This window comes from Neobacillus sp. (genome assembly GCF_031988165.1).
GTDB lineage: Bacteria > Bacillota > Bacilli > Bacillales > Cytobacillaceae > Neobacillus > Neobacillus rhizosphaerae.
On record NZ_DALZYO010000031.1, the window covers coordinates 25,785 to 45,945 of the forward strand.

Below are 20,161 nucleotides of genomic sequence, written 5' to 3' on the forward strand. Positions count from 1 at the left end.
GTAAAGGAGAGTTGAAATTGATAAAAATCCTATTGGTTGATGACCATGCTGTTGTTAGAATGGGCCTTAAAATGTTGCTAAATACAAATCCAGAAGTGGAAGTGATTGGTGAAGCTTCTGAAGGCAATGAAGGAATAAAAAAGGCATTAAAGTTAAAGCCAGATGTCGTAGTGATGGATTTAAGCATGCCTCACGGTAAAGACGGGTTGTCGGCGACCACTGAATTGAAAAAGCTGATGCCAGAGATTAATATTCTTATTTTAACGATGCATGATGATGAGGAATACCTCTTCCGAGCGATTCAAGGCGGGGCTTCGGGTTGTATTTTAAAAAGTGCCCCACACGATGAATTGCTGGCGGCAATTGAATCGGTTGCTGCAGGAGATGCCTATCTTCATCCTTCAGCACAGAAGCGATTAATGGAGGAATATTTGGCTGGTGTCAGGCATGATGGTAATGATAGGTACAATCTTTTGTCAGACCGGGAAAGGGAAGTTTTAACGCTGATTGCCAAGGGATACTCAAACAAAGAAATTGCAGAGCAACTGGTCATTAGTGTGAAAACTGTAGAGACCCACAAAGGAAACTTGATGGAAAAATTGCAAATGAAAACCAGACCTGAGCTCGTGGAATATGCCGTTAAAAAGGGGTTATTAGGTTATGATATTTAAGGGGAATCACATAGGATGACAGAGTTAAGGGAATTGCAAGAGGTTATCGATGTTTGCTCCGAGCTAAAGGCTGTGGCCTGCTGCGATTTTGTCGGGCTGGCCATTCAAAATAAAGTAGGCCCTGATGTCAGATGGCATTATGCAACAGGCAATTTAAATGATAAATACAAAAGAATAACGGTTCGTTTCGGAAAAGGAATTGCCGGAAAAATCATTTCAAGTGGAAGCCCAATGATGATGACAGATTATCCAAACGATATTTTTGGGAAAATGACGGATTATCCGATTGCACTTGCTGAAAAACTTGTATCCTCTTATGCAGTTCCTATATTTTTTAATCATGTTCCAAAAGGGGTCTTGCTTGTCGGGAAAAGGGAAAAATATTCCTTTAGCGAAGAGGAGCAGGAAAAGGTAAAGGCGTCTGCTCTATCCTTGGAACAGATTTTAAAGAAGCATTTATTGTGATGCGGGGGATGGAAATGGATGTTGATTTTCAACAAATGAAAAATGAACTGATAGATTATAAATTTGCCCTCGATACCTCATCAATTGTTGCCATCACCGATTCGCAGGGCATGATTACATATGTGAACGATCAATTTTGTCAGATCTCTAAATACTCTCGGGAAGAACTAGTGGGCAACGACCATAGAATCATAAACTCAGGTTACCATCCAAAAAACTTTTTTAAAGACATGTGGATAACGCTTGGGTCAGGGAAAGTATGGAAGGGTGAAATCCGCAACCGGGCAAAAGATGGTACGTACTATTGGGTCGATACAACAATTGTTCCTTTTTTAAGCGAAAAAGGGAAACCTTATCAGTACTTGGCGATTCGCTATGAAATTACCGAAAGAAAACGTGTAGAGCAGGAATTACAAAAAATGATGACAACCATCATTGATGTACAGGAAGAGGAACGAAAGCGTCTGTCGCGAAATTTGCATGATGGAATTGGGCAAAATCTTTATAGCCACTTAATCACGATTAATCGTTTGCTGTCTGAAATGGATCATCCATTGCTACAGCAAATGCAAAAGGAAGCCACACAACTAATTGAGGAGATTCGTGAAATCTCATGGGAGCTGCGCCCATCTGTTTTAGATGACCTTGGTTTAGTACCAGCCATCCGTTCTTATTTATCCCGTTATTCAGACCATTATAATATCGATGTTTATTTTGATTGTGTCTTAAATCGCCGTCTAAATATCAGTATAGAACTGACCATTTATCGGATTATTCAAGAGGCACTAACGAATATCCGGAAATACGCAAATGTTTCTACAGCAACGGTCACGGTAAGAGAGATGGACAATGTGGTTAGGGTATTGGTAGAGGACAAAGGAATGGGATTTGACCGGGAAAAGCCATCCCTAGGTGTCGGACTTTTCAGCATGGATGAACGGGCTCGCTCAGTCGGGGGAGAGCTCATGGTTACTACTTCACCTGGGAAGGGAACAAAAATTATTTTAGAAGTGCCGTTTTCAGATGAGAATTAAGAAAAGCGCAAGCGCCCTGGTCAGCGACGTAAGGGCTGGACAATTCTCAAAGTCGAAAATTTTACACTTTCTAATCTTTTAAAAAAGGGTTTCAGGCACTATTTGGTGCCTGAAACCCTTTTTTTTATATTTTAAACGAACTCTTTAAGGAAACGATTCGGTTAAAAACAAGCTTATCTACTGTCGTGTCTTTTGGATCAACATTAAAGTAACCGTGTCTAAAGAATTGAAATTTCTCCTGCGGTCTGCTTTCTCTCATGTTTGGTTCAACAAAACCTTGTAGCACTTCTAATGATTTTGGATTTACATGATCAAGGAAAGTTGTCCCCTTATCACTGTCATCTTCTGTTTCGTCCAAAATAAGCGGTTCATATAGGCGGAATTCAGCTGGAACCGCATGTGTTACTTCTACCCAATGAATTGTTCCTTTTACTTTGCGTCCAGTAAAGCCAGTACCACTTTTGGTTTCCGGGTCGTATGTGCAGCGCAACTCGACAACCTCCCCGTTCGCATCCTTGACGATTTCTTCACATTTAATGAAATACGCATTTTTAAGGCGAACCTCATTGCCAGGGAATAGACGGAAATATTTTTTGGGCGGATCTTCCATAAAATCATCTTTTTCGATATAAATTTCACGAGAAAACGGAATTTTCCGCATCCCCATTTCTGGATTTTCTGGGTTGATTTCAGCATCAAGTAATTCAATTTGGCCTTCTGGATAATTGGTGATGACCACTTTTAAAGGGTTAATCACACCCATTGTCCGCGGTGCTTTAAGTTTCAAATCTTCACGGACAAAGTGTTCGAGCATTTGCGAGTCAACAGTACTGTTGTTTTTAGTAATCGCTGTTTCACTAACAAAGGTACGAATGGATTCAGGGGTAAACCCTTTTCTTCTCATCCCGGAAATGGTTGGCATTCGCGGGTCATCCCAGCCATCAACAAACCCTTCGTCTACCAATTGTTTAAGCTTTCGTTTACTCATAACCGTATTGGACACGTTTAAGCGGCCAAACTCAATTTGCTGTGGTGTGTTCTCCATTTCACTTTGTTCCACAACCCAATTATAAAGGGGACGTTGATCCTCAAATTCAATCGTACAAATCGAATGAGTGACACCCTCAATCGCATCTTCAAGTGGGTGGGCAAAAGCATACATGGGATAAATGCACCATTTATCGCCCGTATTATGATGTGTAGCATGGGAGATTCGGTAGATGACAGGGTCACGCAAATTAATATTTGGTGAGGCCATATCAATTTTTGCCCGCAAGACCTTTTGACCGTTAGCGAACTCACCGTTCCTCATCCGCTCGAATAAATCAAGGTTTTCCTCAATGGATCGCTCGCGGTATGGGCTATTCTTCCCTGGCTCTGTCAGCGTGCCGCGATATTCACGGATTTCGTCAGCAGTAAGATCATCTACATATGCCAGTCCTTTTTTAATTAAAAGAACAGCTTTGTTATACATTTCCTCGAAATAATTGGAGGCGAATAATAAGTCATCCCATTCAAATCCCAGCCATTTTACGTCTTCTTTAATGGAATTTACATATTCGATATCTTCCTTTGTTGGGTTTGTATCGTCAAAGCGTAAATTGGTTTTTCCGTTAAATTCATCGGCTAAGCCAAAATTGATGATAATTGATTTTGCATGTCCAATATGTAAATATCCATTTGGCTCTGGAGGGAAACGAGTTACGATTTTGCTGTGATGACCTGATTCCAAATCTTTTATCATAATATCTTTAATAAAATTTGATGTTTGATTGTCCACACTTTTCAACCTCTTTCATCTTATCTACTATTAATAAATAACATAAATATTGATATTTTTCCATTGTTCCCAACAATTCATCAGTAAAACACCCCAAGTGTGGAATTATTTAGTTGATTTAAAGATAAAAATGGTAAGGAAGGCTGAAATGGACTAAAATATTATTTTAAAGATGTATACATAGAAAGGGGATTATTATGATTAATTATGCCACAGTAGGAACAGGATTGATAACTGAATCCTTTATCCAAGCAGCAAACTTTAGCGGATTCTTCCATTTAGTTGGGGTTTATTCGCGGACAGAAGACAAGGCCAAGCAGTTTGCTGATAAAAATAACGCTCCCCATTATTATACCCATTTAGCAGACATGGCGAATAGCAAAGAGATTGAAGCAGTTTATATTGCTTCCCCTAATTCTGTCCATTTTGAGCAAGCGTTAACTTTTTTGAAAAATAAAAAGCATGTCATTTGTGAAAAGCCGATTTTTTCAAATACAGCTGAATTAGAGATCGCTTACCGGACAGCTGAGGAGAATGGTGTTTTTTTGTTTGAAGCGATTCGCAATATCCATACACCTAATTACCAAATATTAAAAGAAAAACTCCATATGGCCGGAGAGCTTAGAAGTACAATCCTTACTTATATGAAGTATTCCTCCCGCTATGATCTATTTTTACAAGGGGAGGAACCAAATATTTTCTCAGCGACTTACTCGGGTGGTGCGCTCGTTGATTTGGGCGTTTATCCGCTTTATTTGGCAGTTGGCTTGTTTGGCGAACCTCAAAGGGTAACCTATCACCCTGTCCTGTTAAGAAGTGGTGTCGACGGCAGTGGCACACTTGTATTACAATATGATTCCTTTATTTGTACCATCCTTTGTTCGAAAATATCAGATTCGATGATTCCATGTGAAATACACGGGGAAAAGGGTACCTTTGTCCTTGATGATGCAGCACCAATTTCGAACATTAAATTCATCGACCGCCATTCAAAAGAAAGTCAAATCTTGAGTGTGGAGCAAGAAGAACAAGACATGGTCTATGAATGTATAAATATTGCCAAGATCATTGAATCAAAAAACGTTCAAGAATATGAAGAATTAAAAAGTTGGAGTAAGTTAGTACTAAGGATTACTGAAGAAGTTAGGAAAGAAAATAATATTTTATTTGCATCAGAAAAATAAGAAACTGTTTCTGTTAGTGTTTTTAAGGGTTGATCCAAGTTTTGTATTAACCGTTTACACGTTTGAAAGGACAATAATAAATGAATATTTGACAGATTTAAGTCATCAATATGACATTTCCTTGAATTGGATCTTTGCAATGATCTAAATCACTTACCTTGATTTTTCCCTTCTTTATAGTAAAAGTAACGAAGAATGGAGGAATCGTGATGAAATCAGTAGCGTGGTACAAGAAACAATTGAAACGTAAGCCGGTTCAAACCACAAGATATGTCGTTCAAGCCATGTTTCTTTTGTTTTTACTATATGTAGGATTTCAGTTTTATCAATTTTATCAGCATTTTGAAACGCTCGGAAAGACGCCTTTCGTCGAAAGACCATCTGCAGTGGAAGGTTTTTTGCCAATCAGTGCCTTAGTTGCTCTGAAGGTTTGGCTGACGAGTGGGGAATTTGATGCCATTCATCCCGCTGGGCTTGTCTTGCTTGCATTTTTTATTGGAGCAGGCTTTCTTCTTCGTAAATCCTTCTGCAGCTGGATTTGCCCTGTAGGTACAGCTGGAGAATTGATTGGATGGCTTGGAAGAAAAATTTTTAAAAAGAATTTTGAGCTTCCACGATGGCTGGTTTGGTTATTAACACCTATAAAATATGTTTTGCTGCTGTTCTTTGTAGCTATGGTTATTCAAATGGATATCTTCAGCGCCAAAAGCTTTCTCGTGGATCCCTATAATAAGGTTTCCGATGTAAAAATGCTTTTGTTATTCCTAAATATTGGCGGCTTTACTTTGAAATTTGTCATTGTCATCTTTATTCTATCTTTATTTTTCAGAAACTTTTGGTGCCGGTTCCTTTGCCCATATGGTGCTTTGATCGGTCTTGGCAGTATTTTTAGAATAACAAAAATACAACGTAATGAAGATACCTGTACATCTTGCGAAATGTGTACAAAGGTTTGCCCGCAAAGATTGCAGGTTCATAAAATTGAAAAAGTCAATTCACTTAATTGTTCCGCCTGTATGTCATGTGTGGAAGCCTGCCCTGTTAAGGATACGCTAAATATGACGGTTGCCAATAAAAAGGTAAATAAATGGTTTGTTCCAGTAACCTTCTTCGTCCTGTTCTTCGTTATTATTGGGATTGCAAAAATGACAGGCCACTGGGATACCATCATTTCTTATAAAGAATGGAAAGAATTGATTCCAGATGCACTATATATCGGTCATTAGGTCATTGTCCAATTAGCAGCCATTTACCTGGCTGTCTTTTTTTTAGCCGAAAGCTTCCTGACCATAGCCTTCTCAATTTAAAAGCTGTGCATTCAAGTACTACTCCTCATGAACCTCCCTTCGGAGCTCACTTATCCGTGAGCTTTTTCACAAATTAGGTAATATTCGAAAATGTTCGAAAAATATTCATTGTAAGATACGGATAGGTATTAGTATCATGTTAGTAAGGGAATTGCTTTAGTTTTTTACATTTCAAGGAGGAGTTAATCCATGGCCAAAAAAGTTGATGAGTATTCTTTAGCAGACCTAATGATAAGAATTGAAGAAATTTTCAATGAAAATCCGGGACCGATTCAAGGCTTTGAAGCTATTGTCCAATATGACATTCACGGTGAGGCGGAAGGTACATATCAGCATTATTTTCATGATGGAAAATTAACGATTAAGGAAGGAGTAGAATCTACTCCTACTGTGACGATGGCATTATCGTATGATAACTTCAAAAAATTTCTATTAGGAAAACAAAGTGGCACCATGGCATTATTGACTGGAAAAGTAAAGGCAAAAGGCGACATTAGCAAGGGAATGAAAATAGAAACCATACTTCGTAAATACAATATAAGAGAACCATTTTAAGCTTCGTAGCTGCGAAGAAGTAATTCACATAAATCATATTGGATCTAGAAAAATAGCACATTCTTATGAATGTGCTATTTTTATTCTAAATACTTATTATTTTCATCCAGCAAAGATATTTTCAAAAAACCTATTTTTCATATAAATAGTAAAAAAGTAAACTGGGTGAACGAGTTGTTTGGATGAGATAGAGGTTTAGCGAAGTCTCTTTTAGACTTGTTTCCTTCTAAAGATTAACCAGTAGCTTCCGAAGCCGACGATGATTATTAGACCGACAGTAACCGGTACAACGTAGTCTTTAAATGAAGGATTTACTGTATTAGCCTTTTTTGTATGTGAAGATGCAGGGTTTCTACCTTTATCGGACTGATCCGTTGCTGAACCTTTTGGTGGTGCATCATTCTTTGAAGCTGTTATCACTAAGGATGATGAAATTTGTGGATGCGTTTGTGGAAGTACTGAACCTTCTTTTTTAGAAGAATCCTCTATATGTGATTGGGCAAAAACATTTGTCCCTAATAGAAAGAAAAACAGAGAAGCGATAAGCGACATTTTTTTAAACATCATTTTCAACTCCGTTACATTGTAATCTTATAGTTGTTCATTTTATCACCATTTGCTTCTGCATATATCGATTTACCGCCAATGTTCACAAAGCTTTCGAAATTACAATTTTGCAAAAGCCACCCTGATTTTTAGAGGAGAGCAGGAACCACAGTAATTAGAGCTCTATTTTAGTGGCTGGAAATCTAAAGCCAAGTTGATATAAATCAATTTCTTTCGGAGAGGAAGGTGATAGAATGAAGCATAAATTCTTAGCAAAGGAGAGCAGAAATTATGTTTGAGATCGTTAATAAAAAAGCCGTGATGGATATCCGCGAACGAGTGGCTAAGGGGGAACACCCACGACGGGAAATTTTAAATTTTATCAAAGCCGCACCAGTAGGCACCATTTTTGAAATCCATTTGCCCCACCGTGGAGAGCCGCTTATAGCCAATTTACAATCATTGGGATTGAATGTAATCGTCAACGAACTGGATCCAATGCATTTCCGGCTTATGGCCGTCAAATTAGACGAGCTTTAATCCAATTCTGCTATCTGTTTAAGTTGGTCCAATTCCAGAATCTGAATTTTTCTGCGGCCGTCCATAACAATCCACTTTTGGGACATAAACGCTAACAGCTTCCTGCTGACTGATTCTGGGGTTGTGCCGATATAGCTGGCTAAATCCTTTTTCGTTATTGGCAATGTAAAGGCCTCGTTGCCTGCATTCATTTTCTCATGAAAAAGAATAAGTGCCCTTGCTAGCCGCTGTTCTACTTCCATCAGACTCAAAAATCCCACTGACTCATCCGCTTCATACAAACGGTCATTAACGGCTAGTAAAAAGCGGTAAGCCAACTCCGCATTATTCTCCATCGTTTGCAGAAAATCCTTTTTATCGATAGAGCAAATCACCGTTGGAAACCCGATAGCTTCCGCATTTATATAGTGTTTTTCATTTTTCAAGATTGAAAATAACCCAAAGAAATCCCCTGGAAACAACAAACGGACAATTTGTTCTTTGCCTTCTACAGACATTTTTGTCAATTTAATTAGGCCTTCATTAACCACAAATAGTTTTTCAGACTGCTCTCCGACCCGAAAAATATATTCCCCTTTAAAAAATTGGTTGCTCCTTGTTACTTTTTGCAGCAATTGTAGGTCTGCCGCATTCAACCCTTTAAATACCGGAACAGATGTGATGCATGAAGATTGGTGAGAACAACAATGTTCACAGCCCATTCTTAACCCACTCCCTATTTGTCAGTCTATAAGCTTAATATTATCTGCTTTATGGACGCTATGTAGTGATTTTAATCAATTCATTGTTTTCTTGATGCAGATCAAGGTTAATGAGAACGATTCCCATTATGATGAAAGAAAAACAAGAGGTGAGTTGCTGATGAATGCTGCTTGTTTAATTGTATACGCGAGCATGACAGGGAATACGGAAGAGATAGCTAACTTAGTTGGTGACGGGATACAAGCGGCAGGTGGTTCTGTCGTGGTAAAGGATATTCTCGAGGTAGATGTAGTAGATCTTCAAGACTATGACGGTATTCTATTGGGAGCTTATACTTGGGGCGATGGGGACTTACCGGATGAATATCTCGATTTCTACGATGAAATGGACCGATTAAATTTAACAGGAAAAAGGGCTGCAGTCTTTGGCTCATGTGACTCATCCTATGAACATCGCGGCAGAGCTGTTGATATTTTAACAGAAAAATTAGCTGAATTAGGTGCAGAAGTCGTTCTGGATGGTATAAAAATTGATCTTGCTCCAACTGCGGCGGAAAAAGAACAATGTATGAAATTTGGTCAATCCTTTATGGAAAAATCGTTTTGAACTTTAGAGGGGAGTTTTATTTGATGAAGATGATTGAATTAGCATTAAATGAGGTGGCCTGCTCTGGATGTATAGGAAAAATTAAACGCGGCATGCAAAAATATTGTGGTGTGGAAACAGTGAAGATATTGTCTGGAAGCGGAAAAATTCAAATTAGCTTTAATGAAAAAATGATTCAATCTGAGGTAATAAAGCGGAACCTGTATAAATTAACGTTCCGAACATTTGATTAACATGTGCTACTCATGAAGAGCAGTTTTATTGGAAAAATCGTTCATTATTAAGGTTGTTTTTGTGCGTTTTAATGTATAATATTAATATTGGAAATATGTGGCTGCCTAAAAGCGGCCATTTATTTTTAATAATGTTCTTAATAAACTACGTAATTGTAGGCTGGAAAAAAGAAATTTTGGATGTACTGATAATATGAAACGAGGAGAAACCATGAGACTCTGTTTATTCCTGGTTATGGCAGGTGTGTTGGATGCCATCCTGACCCATATAGGGCTTGCTTCGGGTGTTGTTGAGGAAGGAAACCCAGCAATGAAATTAGTGATTGATCAAAGCTGGTTCTATTTCTATATGATTAAAATTTGTTTGCCACTCATGCTGCTCGGTTTGTTTTACCTTAGGCCATTAAAAGGGTGGAGTAGAAAGCTATTGGTTTCTACCTGTGTCCTTTATTTCTCCGTTCTTGTGTACCATATGGTCTGGATTGTTCTCTACTTTAAAACTTCATCATGATTCCTATTCCTAACTAGACACCCTAAGGTTAATACGATAGTATCAATAAGATATCGAAAAACAAATAATAAGAAAAAGATATTGAATTAAAGGAGTACAAAATGTTAAATACGTTAAAGCCTTATTTGCAGGAAGCGTGGGAAAAATCAGGGTTTCAACATCCTACTTCTATTCAAGAAGCAGCTGTTCCAATAATTTTAGATGGAAAAGATGTGATTGCTGAATCACCGACAGGTACCGGTAAGACACTCGCTTATTTACTTCCATTGTTAAATAAAATCGATGACAAACTTCCAGCCTTACAAGCAGTGGTGCTCGCTTCTTCACAGGAGCTAATCATGCAGGTCTATCAAGAATTTCAGAAATGGTCGGAAGGAAGCGCCATAAGAGGCACCTCCATAATTGGTGGCGCCAACGTAAAACGCCAACTGGAAAAATTGAAAAAGCGCCCTCAGGTGATTTTTGCTACACCAGGACGGTTGCTTGAGTTGATTAAGCAAAAAAAGGTAAAAATGCACGAAGTGAAAATGATTGTTTTGGACGAAGGAGATCAGCTCCTTATCTCTGAGCATCTTAACACTGTTCAAAGCATTGTCAAATCAACGATGAGTGACCGTCAAGTCGTGTTATTCTCGGCAACGATGAAACCTGGAATAGAACAGCAGGCGATGGGGATTACAAAGACTCCGGAGGTCATTCGAATTGAAAAGGATGAGGTGGCCTCTTCCGGAGAAGTAGAGCATATTTATTTTCTTTGTGAACAAAGAGATAAGATTAAGCTATTAGAAAAAATTACTCGTTTAGATGATAGTAAATCGCTTGCATTTATCAATGACATTGGTGAAATCGAAGTTTTTAAAGAAAAGTTTCATTTTAAAGAACTTTCAACAGGTATCCTGCATAGTGACATGAAGAAGTTAGAGCGACAAGCAGCATTAAAAGCTTTCCGTGATGGAAAAATGAAAATGCTGATTGCTACAGATGTTGCGGCTAGAGGCCTTGATATTCAAGGGGTTACCCATGTTGTTCAGATTGACTTTCCAAAGGATATTTCTCAATATGTACACAGGTCTGGTAGAACAGGGCGAATGGGAGCGAATGGAACCGTCATCTCACTTGTGACCGAAAGGGAAGAAAGAGAATTGAAGCGCTATTGCCGGGAATTAAATCTTCCGCTTCATAAAAGAGTTTTTTATCAAGGTAAAATTATTGCTGAGGAACAAAGAAGTCAAAAGTTAAAACGATAAAGTAAGACAGTGGCGGATATCCCACTGTCTTTTTGTATGGGAAACGATGCGAAGCGTCACAAAAAAATATCAGTTTATCTTTTAGGAGTGAAAAACAAACATTTACCACATTGAATTAGTGGAGTTCAGCTCTGCACACTCCACCATTATTTTCTGGGTGTACTTTTTACATTCCATTCATTTCTATGCTCGGTTAAGGTGTGTAACTTAAGTTGCTTTTTTTAAAAAGGAATTTCTAATTTTTTCTTGAATTGTATAGGAGAAACGGAGGTAAGAATGATGAAAAATCCTAAATTAAAAAATTTGCATGATGAGTGGCTTGAGGAAATCACCATCAGCCAGATTCAGGAAAAAATGGAGAGTGGCGAACTCACAGCTAAAGAACTAGTCCTCATGTATTTACATAGACTTTCGGTTTTTGATATTCCTCTCCATTCCATTCTTGAAGTCAATCCTGACGCTTTGCAAATAGCTGAAGCACTTGATGCTGAACGGAAAGAATCAGGACCACGGAGCCAGTTGCACGGAATTCCCATTTTAATAAAAGATAATATTGATACTCACGACAAAATGCATACAAGTGCCGGTTCACTTGCACTAAAGGATTCAATTGCGTTACAAGATTCCTTTGTGGCAGAGCAATTACGTAAAGCAGGCGCAGTCATTCTTGGAAAAACCAATATGACAGAGTGGGCGAATTTCATGGCGATTGGAATGAAAAGCGGCTATAGCTCACGCGGCGGCCAGGTTCTTAATCCGTATGGACCAGGCAAATTTGATGTTGGCGGCTCAAGCTCAGGCTCTGGCGCTGCGATTGCTGCCAATTTTGCCGCGGCAGCAGTCGGAACGGAAACATCGGGTTCCATTTTAAATCCTGCTTGTCAAAATTCGTTAGTTGGCATCAAGCCTACTGTGGGCTTAATTAGCCGAAGAGGGATTATTCCTATCGCTCATACTCAGGATACGGCTGGTCCAATGGCTAGAACGGTTGAAGACGCTGCCATTCTTTTGAATGCTTTATGTGGAAAAGATGATCACGACCCCATCACCAAAACCAACCCGTTCAATGGATTTGACTTTACGGAGTTCCTTTTGAAAGATGGTCTGAAAGGAAAAAGAATTGGTTTTGTATTGGAAGGATTTATTGAACGTTTAAGTAAGGAAAAGCAAAATGTTGTGGCTGCAGCATTAGAAGTATTGAAAACGTCAGGAGCTGATGCCATTGAAAATGTTGAAATTCCCTCGGCCAAAGCAGCGTGGAAATATGATGTTTTAACGTATGAATTTAAACCTGACCTAAATGCATATTTAAGTCAATTACACCCTTCTATTGCGGTAAGAACATTAGCTGACCTAATCGAGTTTAATAACCAAAATGAAGAAAAAATGTTGAAGTACGGGCAGGCGGTGCTGATGGAATCAGAAAAAACGAGCGGAACCTTAACCGATGCTGTATATGTCGAAGCACTGGAATTTGACCTATATCATGCTACACAGCAAGGTATTGACTTTGCCTTAGAAAAATATGACCTGGATGTTATCGTTTTTCCAAGCGATGAAGGTTCACATATCAGCGCTAAAGCTGGTTATCCATCGATTGCTGTCCCTGCAGGTTACACGGCGGAGGGTGAGCCGGTTGGAATTACTTTTGCAGGAACTGCTTTTAGTGAACCGCTCTTAATACAAGTTGCCTATGCTTTTGAGCAACTAACAGGCTATCGTAAGGTACCTGTCCTAGAATAGGTTTACTTGTTTTCACCCATACTATCAGTGAATTTCTTAAAAAGGAGATGGTAGCTGTGGGAAAAACGAAACTAGGCAATGCCAATGCCCAGCGTAACAACAATACGAAAAAGCCTATGAAATCAAGTTCGGAACTGGTGGAATTTTCAACTGGGGAAGATTTAAAACGAAACCGTCCAAACAGTAAATAAAAAGGTAACGCCTCCTACTGAGTAAGGAGGCGTTACCTTTAAAAATAAATGACTCAATGGATATTCATAAAAAATTAGTTGATATCGTTTAAAAATCTGTTGTTATCTTTTAAACAGCCCAAAATTCTACTCCTCTGCAAGTAATTCCAGCGCTTTTTTCGCAGGACCTTCAATGACATCACCGGAATAGGCATACCGTGAACCGTGGCATGGGCAATCCCACGTTTTTTCAGCACGATTCCATTCACATTCACAGCCAAGATGGGTACAAGTGGTATCAACAACATACAGCCTTCCATTCTCATCCTTGTAGGCACCGGCTCTCTTTCCGTTAAACATAACAACGGAGCCTTCTCCTACTTGCAAATCTTCTGGGGCCTTGTCCGTATATTCAAGCTTGCCTTTAATCAAGTGTTTGGCAACATCGGCATTGGTTGTGATGACACTTTTTAAATCCGGGTCAGCCTGGAAGCGGGATGGGGAATATAGCTGCTTGTATGGGTTATCCCGGTCGAGAACATAATCGGTCAATAAGTGGCCGGCGAGGATTCCAGTGGTCATGCCCCACTTTTTATAGCCAGTTGCTACCAATATATGGTCCCGTTCTGATGTGATAGGACCAATAAATGGAACCTTATCAAGGGTAACTAAGTCCTGTGCGGACCATCGATAATCATATTCCTTTATTCCGAATACATCTTCAGCAAATGCCTCGAGTGCTTCAAAATGTTTAATCGTATCTATCCCTTGTCCTGTTTTGTGATTTTCTCCGCCAATGATAATTAACTTTTCGCCGTTAATTGGTGTAGAGCGAATTGAGCGGGTGGGAGTGTCGACACTGATATACATCCCTCCCAGGTAGTCCTTATCGGTTTTAATCCCAATTGCGTAAGACCTGTCCGCATACATCCTCGAAAAATAAAGCCCCGGCCAATCATAAAATGGAAAATGAGAAGCTATGATCACGTGATTGCAGCTGACTCTTTGGCCGGATTTGGTTACTACTTTTGGCTGGGTATCATCATCCTCGATGTCAGTAGCAGTAGTATTTTCAAATACAGAGCATCCGGCCTTCACAGCCTCGTCCAAAAGTGATTTTAAAAATTTTAATGGATGAAATTGGGCTTGATTTTGCATCATTAAAGCTGCTTTTACTGGAATATTAAATGGGATTGTATCCTTTAAGGCACCATCGATTCCTAGAGTTTTATAGGCTTCCCATTCTGTTTTTAGCTTTTCAGTATATTCTTCAGTCGTTGCATACATATAGGCATCTTCTTTACTGAAATCACAATCAATCCCATTTTCCTTCACCTTATTCTCGACGAATTGAATGGCATTCATATGTGACTCGAAATAAAGGCGAGCCTTTTCTTCGCCAAAATGGTTAATAAATTCATCATAAACTAGGCCATGCTGTGCGGTTACTTTTGCCGTTGTATGACCGGTGGTACCATTTAACACGCTGCCAGCATCTAGCAGGGCAACCTTTAGCCCCTCTTTTGAAAGCAAATAAGCAGCGGTAATTCCGGTAATTCCGGCGCCTACGATCGCGACATCGAAAGATAAATCTTCGTTTAATTTATCGAAGGAAGGTAATTCGATTTCACGCCAGTACGTTTTCGGGAATTGTGGAATTTTTTCAGATGAACTCATATGTATTCCTCCAGTTATAAAATGAACTCATGTTTAATTTTTCCTAAAGTGTGGAAATAATGTGAAAAAGGTAAAAAAAGAAAGAACCCAGATTAATTCGGGGTTCAAAAAAAATGAATAGATGTCCATTATTCGTCCTTATCACCGTTTATTTTGTCAATTCGGACAGCATCTTCTGAATCAAGGGTCCCTCTTAAAAAATGAAAGATTGTGCCACCTACGAATCCAAGGCAGAGAAGAAAACCAATGGTTGTAACCCACCATACAGCCGCCATTCCAAAATCCCCCTTTTTTTAAAAAGCACAAGAGCTTGAGCTTTTCTAATATATATGCGTTCGGGGGATAAATTTTTCCGTTGATTCGCAGCTTTTGTTTTACTCCTTTTTCTTTAGGTTTGAGAAGTAATCGACTTTTTTAATATTGACGCCAACAAAGGTTTCAATAATGGACTGACCGCCGGCAATCGAGAAAATCAAAATAAATACGAAAGTAACCTTCGGGAAAAGTAAGTATGCTCCACCCAGTAAAATAGCGCTCCAAACGCCGGCACACCAATAGCATTTCAATAGATAACCAACCATCGATGTCGGGACTTCCTTTGTTTCAGTGCCAGCATCTGTTTCAACCTTCACTTTTTTCACAAACGGCTTGCGGATAAATTCGGTTATTTTATCAAAAACGATTAAATGGGTTAAACGGTAGCTAGCTAAAATTAACATGATATAGGTCATCCATGAAATATCTCTCACATTTTGCTCCTCCGAAATCTCTGCTAAGGGACAGCAAAAATTAATTTTTTCAGTTCCCTGTATATTTTGAGCTTGAAATCAAAAATATATATTCGGAGGAGGCGAAAAAATGAAAAAATCTTTTTGGATTAGTTTTCTGTCTTTACTTTTTCTTTTTTGCATACCAAGTGTTTCTTTTGCCCAGCAAATATACACCGTTCAGCCAGGGGACTCGCTTTGGAAAATCGCAGTCAGATATCAGGTGGGAATTTCGGAGATAATTCAAGCAAACCCACAATTTAAAAATCCTAATTTGATCTATCCAGGTCAAAAAGTAACCATTCCTGACCTAGGCGGGGTTAAATCAATTGAAAGTCAAGTGATCCAGTTAACCAATCAAGAACGGGCGAAAAATGGTCTGAAACCATTAACTGCAGATTGGGAACTTTCAAGGGTGGCCCGCTATAAGGCTATGGATATGCGCGACAAAAACTATTTTAGTCATACGAGTCCAACTTACGGAAGTCCATTTGATATGATGAAGAACTTTGGGATTAGTTATCGTTCGGCAGCTGAAAATATTGCCGCAGGGCAAACTACACCGGCATCAGTCGTCCAAGCTTGGATGAATAGCTCTGGTCATCGTGCTAACATTTTAAGTGCGCAATCCACCTATATTGGGGTTGGCTATGCACAGGGCGGCTCACAAAGATATTACTGGGTACAGATGTTTATATCTAAATAAGGCATAAAAGGGTCAGTTTCCAAGCTATTTGCTTGAGGGACTGACCCTTTCTACGTCCCCAGACCGATATGAAAATCAAGCTCAAGCGCAATTATGAAAAGCGAGGGAAAAAGGTAAGATGAAATTAAGAAAAGAAAGGAGTGAAAACAAAATGAAAAAATTTGGTTTACTGTTAGTAGGCGGGATTGCAGCTGTCATCTTGCTTTCAACAATCGGTCCGATGGTGGGCTTACTCGTTAGCTTGGTGCTCCTGTACTTCATATTCAAACAGTTTTTAAAGGCTGAAACAACTGGAGGAAAAATTGGTCTTGGTATCATCGGGTTCATCGTCCTTATGGCCTCTATACACAATGCACCAGCCATTATTGGTGTCGCAGCAGCATATGTGCTCTTCCTTGTTTATAAAAAATGGAACCAGAATAAGCACACGAAAATCAAAGAAGAAACTGATCCATTCGTCAATTTTGAAAAACAATGGAATGAATTAAAAAATTATTAAGATTAAAGGAGAGAATAACGATGACAAACTTATTTACAAGAATCAAAAACACGATTACTGCCGATTTACACGAGGCTCTTGATCAAAAGGAAAAACAAAATCCAATTGCCTTACTGAACCAATACCTTCGCCAGTGTGAACAGGAAACAGAAAAGGTTAGAAAGCTGTTAGAGCGTCAATATACGTTGAAGGATGAATTTACTAGAGAATACCACCAAGCCAGCGAATTAGCTGACAAAAGGAAATACCAAGCGGAAATTGCTTCGAAAGCAGGAGAAACTGAGCTAAACCAATTTGCGTCAGCTGAGTATCAACAATATGCGGACCGTGCACAGCGCCTAAGTGCTTCTCTTGAACAAGTAAAAGAGCAGCTAAGTGAATTAGAAAGAAAATATGAAGAAATGAAGCACAAGCTTAAAGACATGAATCTTCGCCGGATGGAACTAATGGGGCGCGAAAATGTAACACGCGCCAACGTTCGCATCAACCAGGTACTCGATTCCAATACTTACTCAGATAAATCTTACTCAAAGTTTAAAGACATTGAAAACTATCTGGACCGCTTAGAGCACCAAATGAACAGTTCTTTCTACCGAAGTACCATCGATGCTCGGGTAGCGCAATTAGAAAAAGAAATGAAATTGGAAGAAAGCAAGTCCATTTAAATTCAAAACATGGTATTCTAAAGAAGGCGTAGTGTTTCTGCGCCTTTTACCTATCTAATATTATTCATACAAAAAAATCCAAATTCCATAAAAAGGGAGGGTGAGCCAGTGTTTAAAAATGCCAAAAATGATTATATAGGATGGCTGGTCTTAATCGGTGTAGTTATCCTGCTATTGGAGATTTTATTTTTCAACAGAGGGCTTATATTCTCTCTTTTTATTTCTGGCGGGATGATTTATCTTGGCCGTAAAAAGGCTGGTAAAAAGATGGGGAAGATCCTTTTCTTCGGGGGAATCATCTTTTTTATTATAAGCATTTTAAATATGATGACATTTAAGTTTTTATTGTTAGCCATTTTACTGCACTTTTTTATCCAGTTCTTAAATTCTAAAAACAACCCGAAGAAAATTACCCCAGATATCAACAAACCTGGACCAATCCAGCAAGAAGAGACAATGGTTCAAACGAAGCCACTGTTTGAAAATATTTTCCTAGGCCAGCAAAAAACTCCTTTTGGTGTTTATGAGTGGAATGATGTAAACATTCAGACTGGAATTGGCGATACCACTATCGATCTTAGTTACACAATGCTGCCGGAAGGGGAAACAGTGATATTTATTCGCAATATCATTGGTAATATTCAAATTCTTGTGCCATATGAAATTGATGTTAGTATCCACCATTCATGTGTGGTAGGTTCGACAACGGTATTCGGTAATCATAATTCGAAAATATTCAATCAAGTTTTTCACTTGAAAACACCAAGCTATGAAAAGTCCGAGCATAAAGTAAAAATCTTAACCTCGCTCGTCGTGGGGAATTTAGAGGTGAGCCGGATATGAGTACAACCCAGCGGCAAATTGTCTGGAGTCTCGCCTTTTCCTTCCTCATCGCCATCATTGTTGGGACCGTTTTTATTCTCGTTTTCCGGATTGGCTGGTCAGAGTTATGGAATCGCCATTTCATGGATATTCCTATTGTGATTTTTGTTCCTGTCTTTAGCATTGCGATAGGGATTTTACTTGGAGGGATTTCAGGTCTTTTCTGGCGAAAACAGTTCCTAGCGATTGAGCACTCTCTGCACCAATTAGAGGAAGGCAGACAAACAGAAGTGAAAGGGAAGCCTGCGATTACAGAAATGCAAATCATTGCTGAGCGGATTGAGAAAATTGGGAAACAGATGTCGGAGCAGGCAAAGCTTTCACAACGATTAGCAACCGAAAAAGTAGAAGACCAGGAAGCAAGGATTCAAGAGATTATTGAACAGGAACGGAACCGTCTCGCCCGTGAATTGCATGATTCTGTCAGTCAGCAATTATTTGCGGCATCAATGATGATGTCAGCCATCAATGAAACAAAAGAACAGACCGAAAATGACAGGGAGTCAAAGCAATTGAAGCTGGTTGAAGAGATGATTCACCAATCACAGCTTGAAATGCGTGCACTTCTTTTACACTTGCGACCTGTTGCCTTAAAGAATAAAACCCTCCAAGAAGGAATTGAGGAGCTATTAATCGAATTATCTCAAAAGGTAACAATGGATATAAACTGGAAAGTGGAAGCTTTTCCTTTAGATAAAGGAATAGAGGATCATCTTTTCCGGATTCTGCAAGAATCTGTTTCGAACACCTTAAGACATTCAAAGGCAAATAAGCTAGAGGTTTTGATGGTCAAACGGGATGACCTTGTCATTTTAAGAATTGTCGATGATGGAGTTGGCTTTGAAGTAAACGAAATGAAGGCTGGTTCTTACGGTATGCAAAATATGCATGAGCGAGCTGTTGAAGTGGGCGGCACGTTAAAGGTAATTAGTGTGAAAAATAAAGGAACAAGGCTAGAAGTGAAAGTTCCGGTAATGATTAATGGAGATGGTGCCAATGATTAGGGTAGTATTTGTTGATGACCATGAAATGGTTAGAATTGGGGTTTCTTCCTATTTATCGGCGCAGCCGGATATTGAGGTTGTTGGGGAAGCGGATAATGGAAAAAAAGGTGTGGAACTTGCACTTGAACTCCGCCCAGATATCATTTTAATGGACCTGGTAATGAAAGAGATGGACGGGATTGAAGCGACAAGACAAATAATCGACGCGTGGCCTGAAGCAAAGGTGATTATTGTAACAAGCTTCTTGGATGATGAAAAAGTATATCCTGCACTTGAAGCCGGAGCAACCAGCTATATGCTGAAGACCTCGAAGGCTGGTGAGATCGCCAATGCGGTCCGAGCTACATACCATGGCCAATCCGTTCTTGAACCTGAAGTAACCGGAAAAATGATGGTAAAAATGCGTCAAAAACACACACATCTGCCACATGAAGACCTTACGAGCCGGGAACTGGAAATATTACTGCTAATGGCGGAGGGCAAAACCAATCAGGATATAGCTGATGATTTATTTATCGCACTGAAGACCGTCAAAACCCATGTTAGTAATATTTTAAGCAAACTAAGCGTCCAGGACCGAACCCAAGCGGTCATTTATGCTTTTAAGCATTCGTTAATAAAATGAACCTCAGAAAAAGGCTGTCTAAAAAGTATTTTGGATAGCCTT

Annotated in this window: 25 protein-coding genes; 19 read left to right on the forward strand and 6 right to left on the reverse strand. The window is 39.2% G+C overall.

The features are described from left to right. The first annotated feature begins 17 nt into the window (after positions 1–17). From RTR43_RS17740 to RTR43_RS17750, 3 genes are read left to right on the forward strand one after another with little or no spacing between them, the layout of a single operon-like run. Entirely contained in the window at positions 18–671 is a 654-nt protein-coding gene (locus RTR43_RS17740; RefSeq protein WP_312473556.1) for a response regulator, read from the forward strand. A 15-nt stretch (positions 672–686) separates the two neighbouring features. Beyond that, entirely contained in the window at positions 687–1,136 is a 450-nt protein-coding gene (locus RTR43_RS17745; RefSeq protein ID WP_312473557.1) for a GAF domain-containing protein, read from the forward strand. A gap of 14 nt (positions 1,137–1,150) precedes the next feature. Then, on the forward strand, positions 1,151–2,170 hold the full coding sequence (locus RTR43_RS17750) for a PAS domain-containing sensor histidine kinase (RefSeq protein ID WP_312473558.1): 1,020 nt from the start codon (positions 1,151–1,153) through the stop codon (positions 2,168–2,170). Between the two features lie 124 nt (positions 2,171–2,294). Here RTR43_RS17750 and RTR43_RS17755 read toward each other — a convergent pair whose 3' ends face one another. Next, positions 2,295–3,950 carry a glutamine--tRNA ligase/YqeY domain fusion protein gene (locus RTR43_RS17755; RefSeq protein ID WP_312473559.1) on the reverse strand — a complete coding sequence of 552 codons (1,656 nt, stop codon included), beginning with the start codon at positions 3,948–3,950 and terminating at the stop codon, positions 2,295–2,297. 197 nt (positions 3,951–4,147) lie between these two features. Here RTR43_RS17755 and RTR43_RS17760 point away from each other — a divergent pair, with 197 nt between their 5' ends. From RTR43_RS17760 to RTR43_RS17770, 3 genes are all read left to right on the forward strand, one after another. After that, positions 4,148–5,134 carry a Gfo/Idh/MocA family protein gene (locus RTR43_RS17760; RefSeq protein WP_312473560.1) on the forward strand — a complete coding sequence of 329 codons (987 nt, stop codon included), beginning with the start codon at positions 4,148–4,150 and terminating at the stop codon, positions 5,132–5,134. Between the two features lie 209 nt (positions 5,135–5,343). Beyond that, positions 5,344–6,360: a 4Fe-4S binding protein gene (locus tag RTR43_RS17765; protein WP_312473561.1), complete on the forward strand. Its 1,017-nt coding sequence runs from the start codon at positions 5,344–5,346 to the stop codon at positions 6,358–6,360. 270 nt (positions 6,361–6,630) lie between these two features. Then, on the forward strand, positions 6,631–6,996 hold the full coding sequence (locus RTR43_RS17770) for an SCP2 sterol-binding domain-containing protein (protein ID WP_248736408.1): 366 nt from the start codon (positions 6,631–6,633) through the stop codon (positions 6,994–6,996). A 210-nt stretch (positions 6,997–7,206) separates the two neighbouring features. Here the strand turns inward: RTR43_RS17770 and RTR43_RS17775 are convergent, their stop codons facing one another. Beyond that, positions 7,207–7,563: a hypothetical protein gene (locus tag RTR43_RS17775; protein WP_312473562.1), complete on the reverse strand. Its 357-nt coding sequence runs from the start codon at positions 7,561–7,563 to the stop codon at positions 7,207–7,209. A 270-nt stretch (positions 7,564–7,833) separates the two neighbouring features. Between RTR43_RS17775 and RTR43_RS17780 the strand changes: the two genes are divergently transcribed. Beyond that, positions 7,834–8,082 (forward strand): amino acid decarboxylase, encoded by a 249-nt coding sequence (locus tag RTR43_RS17780; protein ID WP_312473563.1) that lies wholly within the window; start codon positions 7,834–7,836, stop codon positions 8,080–8,082. Here the strand turns inward: RTR43_RS17780 and RTR43_RS17785 are convergent. Then, the gene (locus RTR43_RS17785; RefSeq protein WP_312473564.1) at positions 8,079–8,783 is read right to left on the reverse strand and encodes a Crp/Fnr family transcriptional regulator; all 705 of its coding nucleotides are present in this window, start codon (positions 8,781–8,783) and stop codon (positions 8,079–8,081) included. The two genes, RTR43_RS17780 and RTR43_RS17785, sit on opposite strands and share 4 nt — an antisense overlap. 160 nt (positions 8,784–8,943) lie before the next feature. On the opposite strand from RTR43_RS17785, the gene RTR43_RS17790 reads away from it, so the two are divergent. From RTR43_RS17790 to RTR43_RS17815, 6 genes are all read left to right on the forward strand, one after another. Further along, the gene (locus RTR43_RS17790; protein ID WP_312473565.1) at positions 8,944–9,390 is read left to right on the forward strand and encodes a flavodoxin; all 447 of its coding nucleotides are present in this window, start codon (positions 8,944–8,946) and stop codon (positions 9,388–9,390) included. Between the two features lie 23 nt (positions 9,391–9,413). Continuing rightward, positions 9,414–9,623 (forward strand): heavy metal-associated domain-containing protein, encoded by a 210-nt coding sequence (locus RTR43_RS17795; protein WP_312473566.1) that lies wholly within the window; start codon positions 9,414–9,416, stop codon positions 9,621–9,623. A gap of 211 nt (positions 9,624–9,834) precedes the next feature. Further along, positions 9,835–10,134 (forward strand): DUF5658 family protein, encoded by a 300-nt coding sequence (locus RTR43_RS17800; RefSeq protein ID WP_312473567.1) that lies wholly within the window; start codon positions 9,835–9,837, stop codon positions 10,132–10,134. Positions 10,135–10,235: 101 nt separating this feature from the next. Further along, positions 10,236–11,381 (forward strand): DEAD/DEAH box helicase, encoded by a 1,146-nt coding sequence (locus RTR43_RS17805; protein WP_312473568.1) that lies wholly within the window; start codon positions 10,236–10,238, stop codon positions 11,379–11,381. 279 nt (positions 11,382–11,660) lie between these two features. Continuing rightward, positions 11,661–13,124, forward strand: coding sequence for an amidase family protein (locus tag RTR43_RS17810; protein WP_312473597.1), 1,464 nt, complete (start codon positions 11,661–11,663; stop codon positions 13,122–13,124). Positions 13,125–13,180: 56 nt separating this feature from the next. Continuing rightward, positions 13,181–13,315 carry a hypothetical protein gene (locus RTR43_RS17815; RefSeq protein ID WP_312473569.1) on the forward strand — a complete coding sequence of 45 codons (135 nt, stop codon included), beginning with the start codon at positions 13,181–13,183 and terminating at the stop codon, positions 13,313–13,315. Positions 13,316–13,441: 126 nt separating this feature from the next. Here RTR43_RS17815 and RTR43_RS17820 read toward each other — a convergent pair whose 3' ends face one another. From RTR43_RS17820 to RTR43_RS17830, 3 genes are all read right to left on the reverse strand, one after another. Continuing rightward, positions 13,442–14,971, reverse strand: a complete 1,530-nt coding sequence (locus tag RTR43_RS17820) for an FAD-dependent oxidoreductase (RefSeq protein ID WP_312473570.1) — start codon at positions 14,969–14,971, stop codon at positions 13,442–13,444. Positions 14,972–15,099: 128 nt separating this feature from the next. Then, positions 15,100–15,246, reverse strand: coding sequence for a hypothetical protein (locus RTR43_RS17825; protein ID WP_312473571.1), 147 nt, complete (start codon positions 15,244–15,246; stop codon positions 15,100–15,102). 99 nt (positions 15,247–15,345) lie between these two features. Further along, positions 15,346–15,720 (reverse strand): DUF1360 domain-containing protein, encoded by a 375-nt coding sequence (locus RTR43_RS17830; RefSeq protein WP_312473572.1) that lies wholly within the window; start codon positions 15,718–15,720, stop codon positions 15,346–15,348. A gap of 109 nt (positions 15,721–15,829) precedes the next feature. Between RTR43_RS17830 and safA the strand changes: the two genes are divergently transcribed. From safA to RTR43_RS17860, 6 genes are all read left to right on the forward strand, one after another. After that, the gene (gene safA / locus RTR43_RS17835) at positions 15,830–16,444 is read left to right on the forward strand and encodes a SafA/ExsA family spore coat assembly protein (protein ID WP_312473573.1); all 615 of its coding nucleotides are present in this window, start codon (positions 15,830–15,832) and stop codon (positions 16,442–16,444) included. A gap of 151 nt (positions 16,445–16,595) precedes the next feature. Beyond that, positions 16,596–16,943: a lmo0954 family membrane protein gene (locus tag RTR43_RS17840; RefSeq protein WP_312473574.1), complete on the forward strand. Its 348-nt coding sequence runs from the start codon at positions 16,596–16,598 to the stop codon at positions 16,941–16,943. Between the two features lie 20 nt (positions 16,944–16,963). Then, positions 16,964–17,608, forward strand: a complete 645-nt coding sequence (locus RTR43_RS17845) for a PspA/IM30 family protein (protein WP_312473575.1) — start codon at positions 16,964–16,966, stop codon at positions 17,606–17,608. A 108-nt stretch (positions 17,609–17,716) separates the two neighbouring features. Further along, positions 17,717–18,451: a cell wall-active antibiotics response protein LiaF gene (gene liaF / locus RTR43_RS17850; protein WP_312473576.1), complete on the forward strand. Its 735-nt coding sequence runs from the start codon at positions 17,717–17,719 to the stop codon at positions 18,449–18,451. Further along, complete coding sequence (locus RTR43_RS17855) at positions 18,448–19,494, forward strand: sensor histidine kinase (RefSeq protein ID WP_312473577.1); 1,047 nt, start codon at positions 18,448–18,450, stop codon at positions 19,492–19,494. Before liaF ends, RTR43_RS17855 begins: the two co-directional genes overlap by 4 nt. Beyond that, entirely contained in the window at positions 19,487–20,119 is a 633-nt protein-coding gene (locus tag RTR43_RS17860) for a response regulator (protein WP_312473578.1), read from the forward strand. The genes RTR43_RS17855 and RTR43_RS17860 overlap by 8 nt, the downstream gene beginning before the upstream one ends. Positions 20,120–20,161 lie beyond the last annotated feature (42 nt).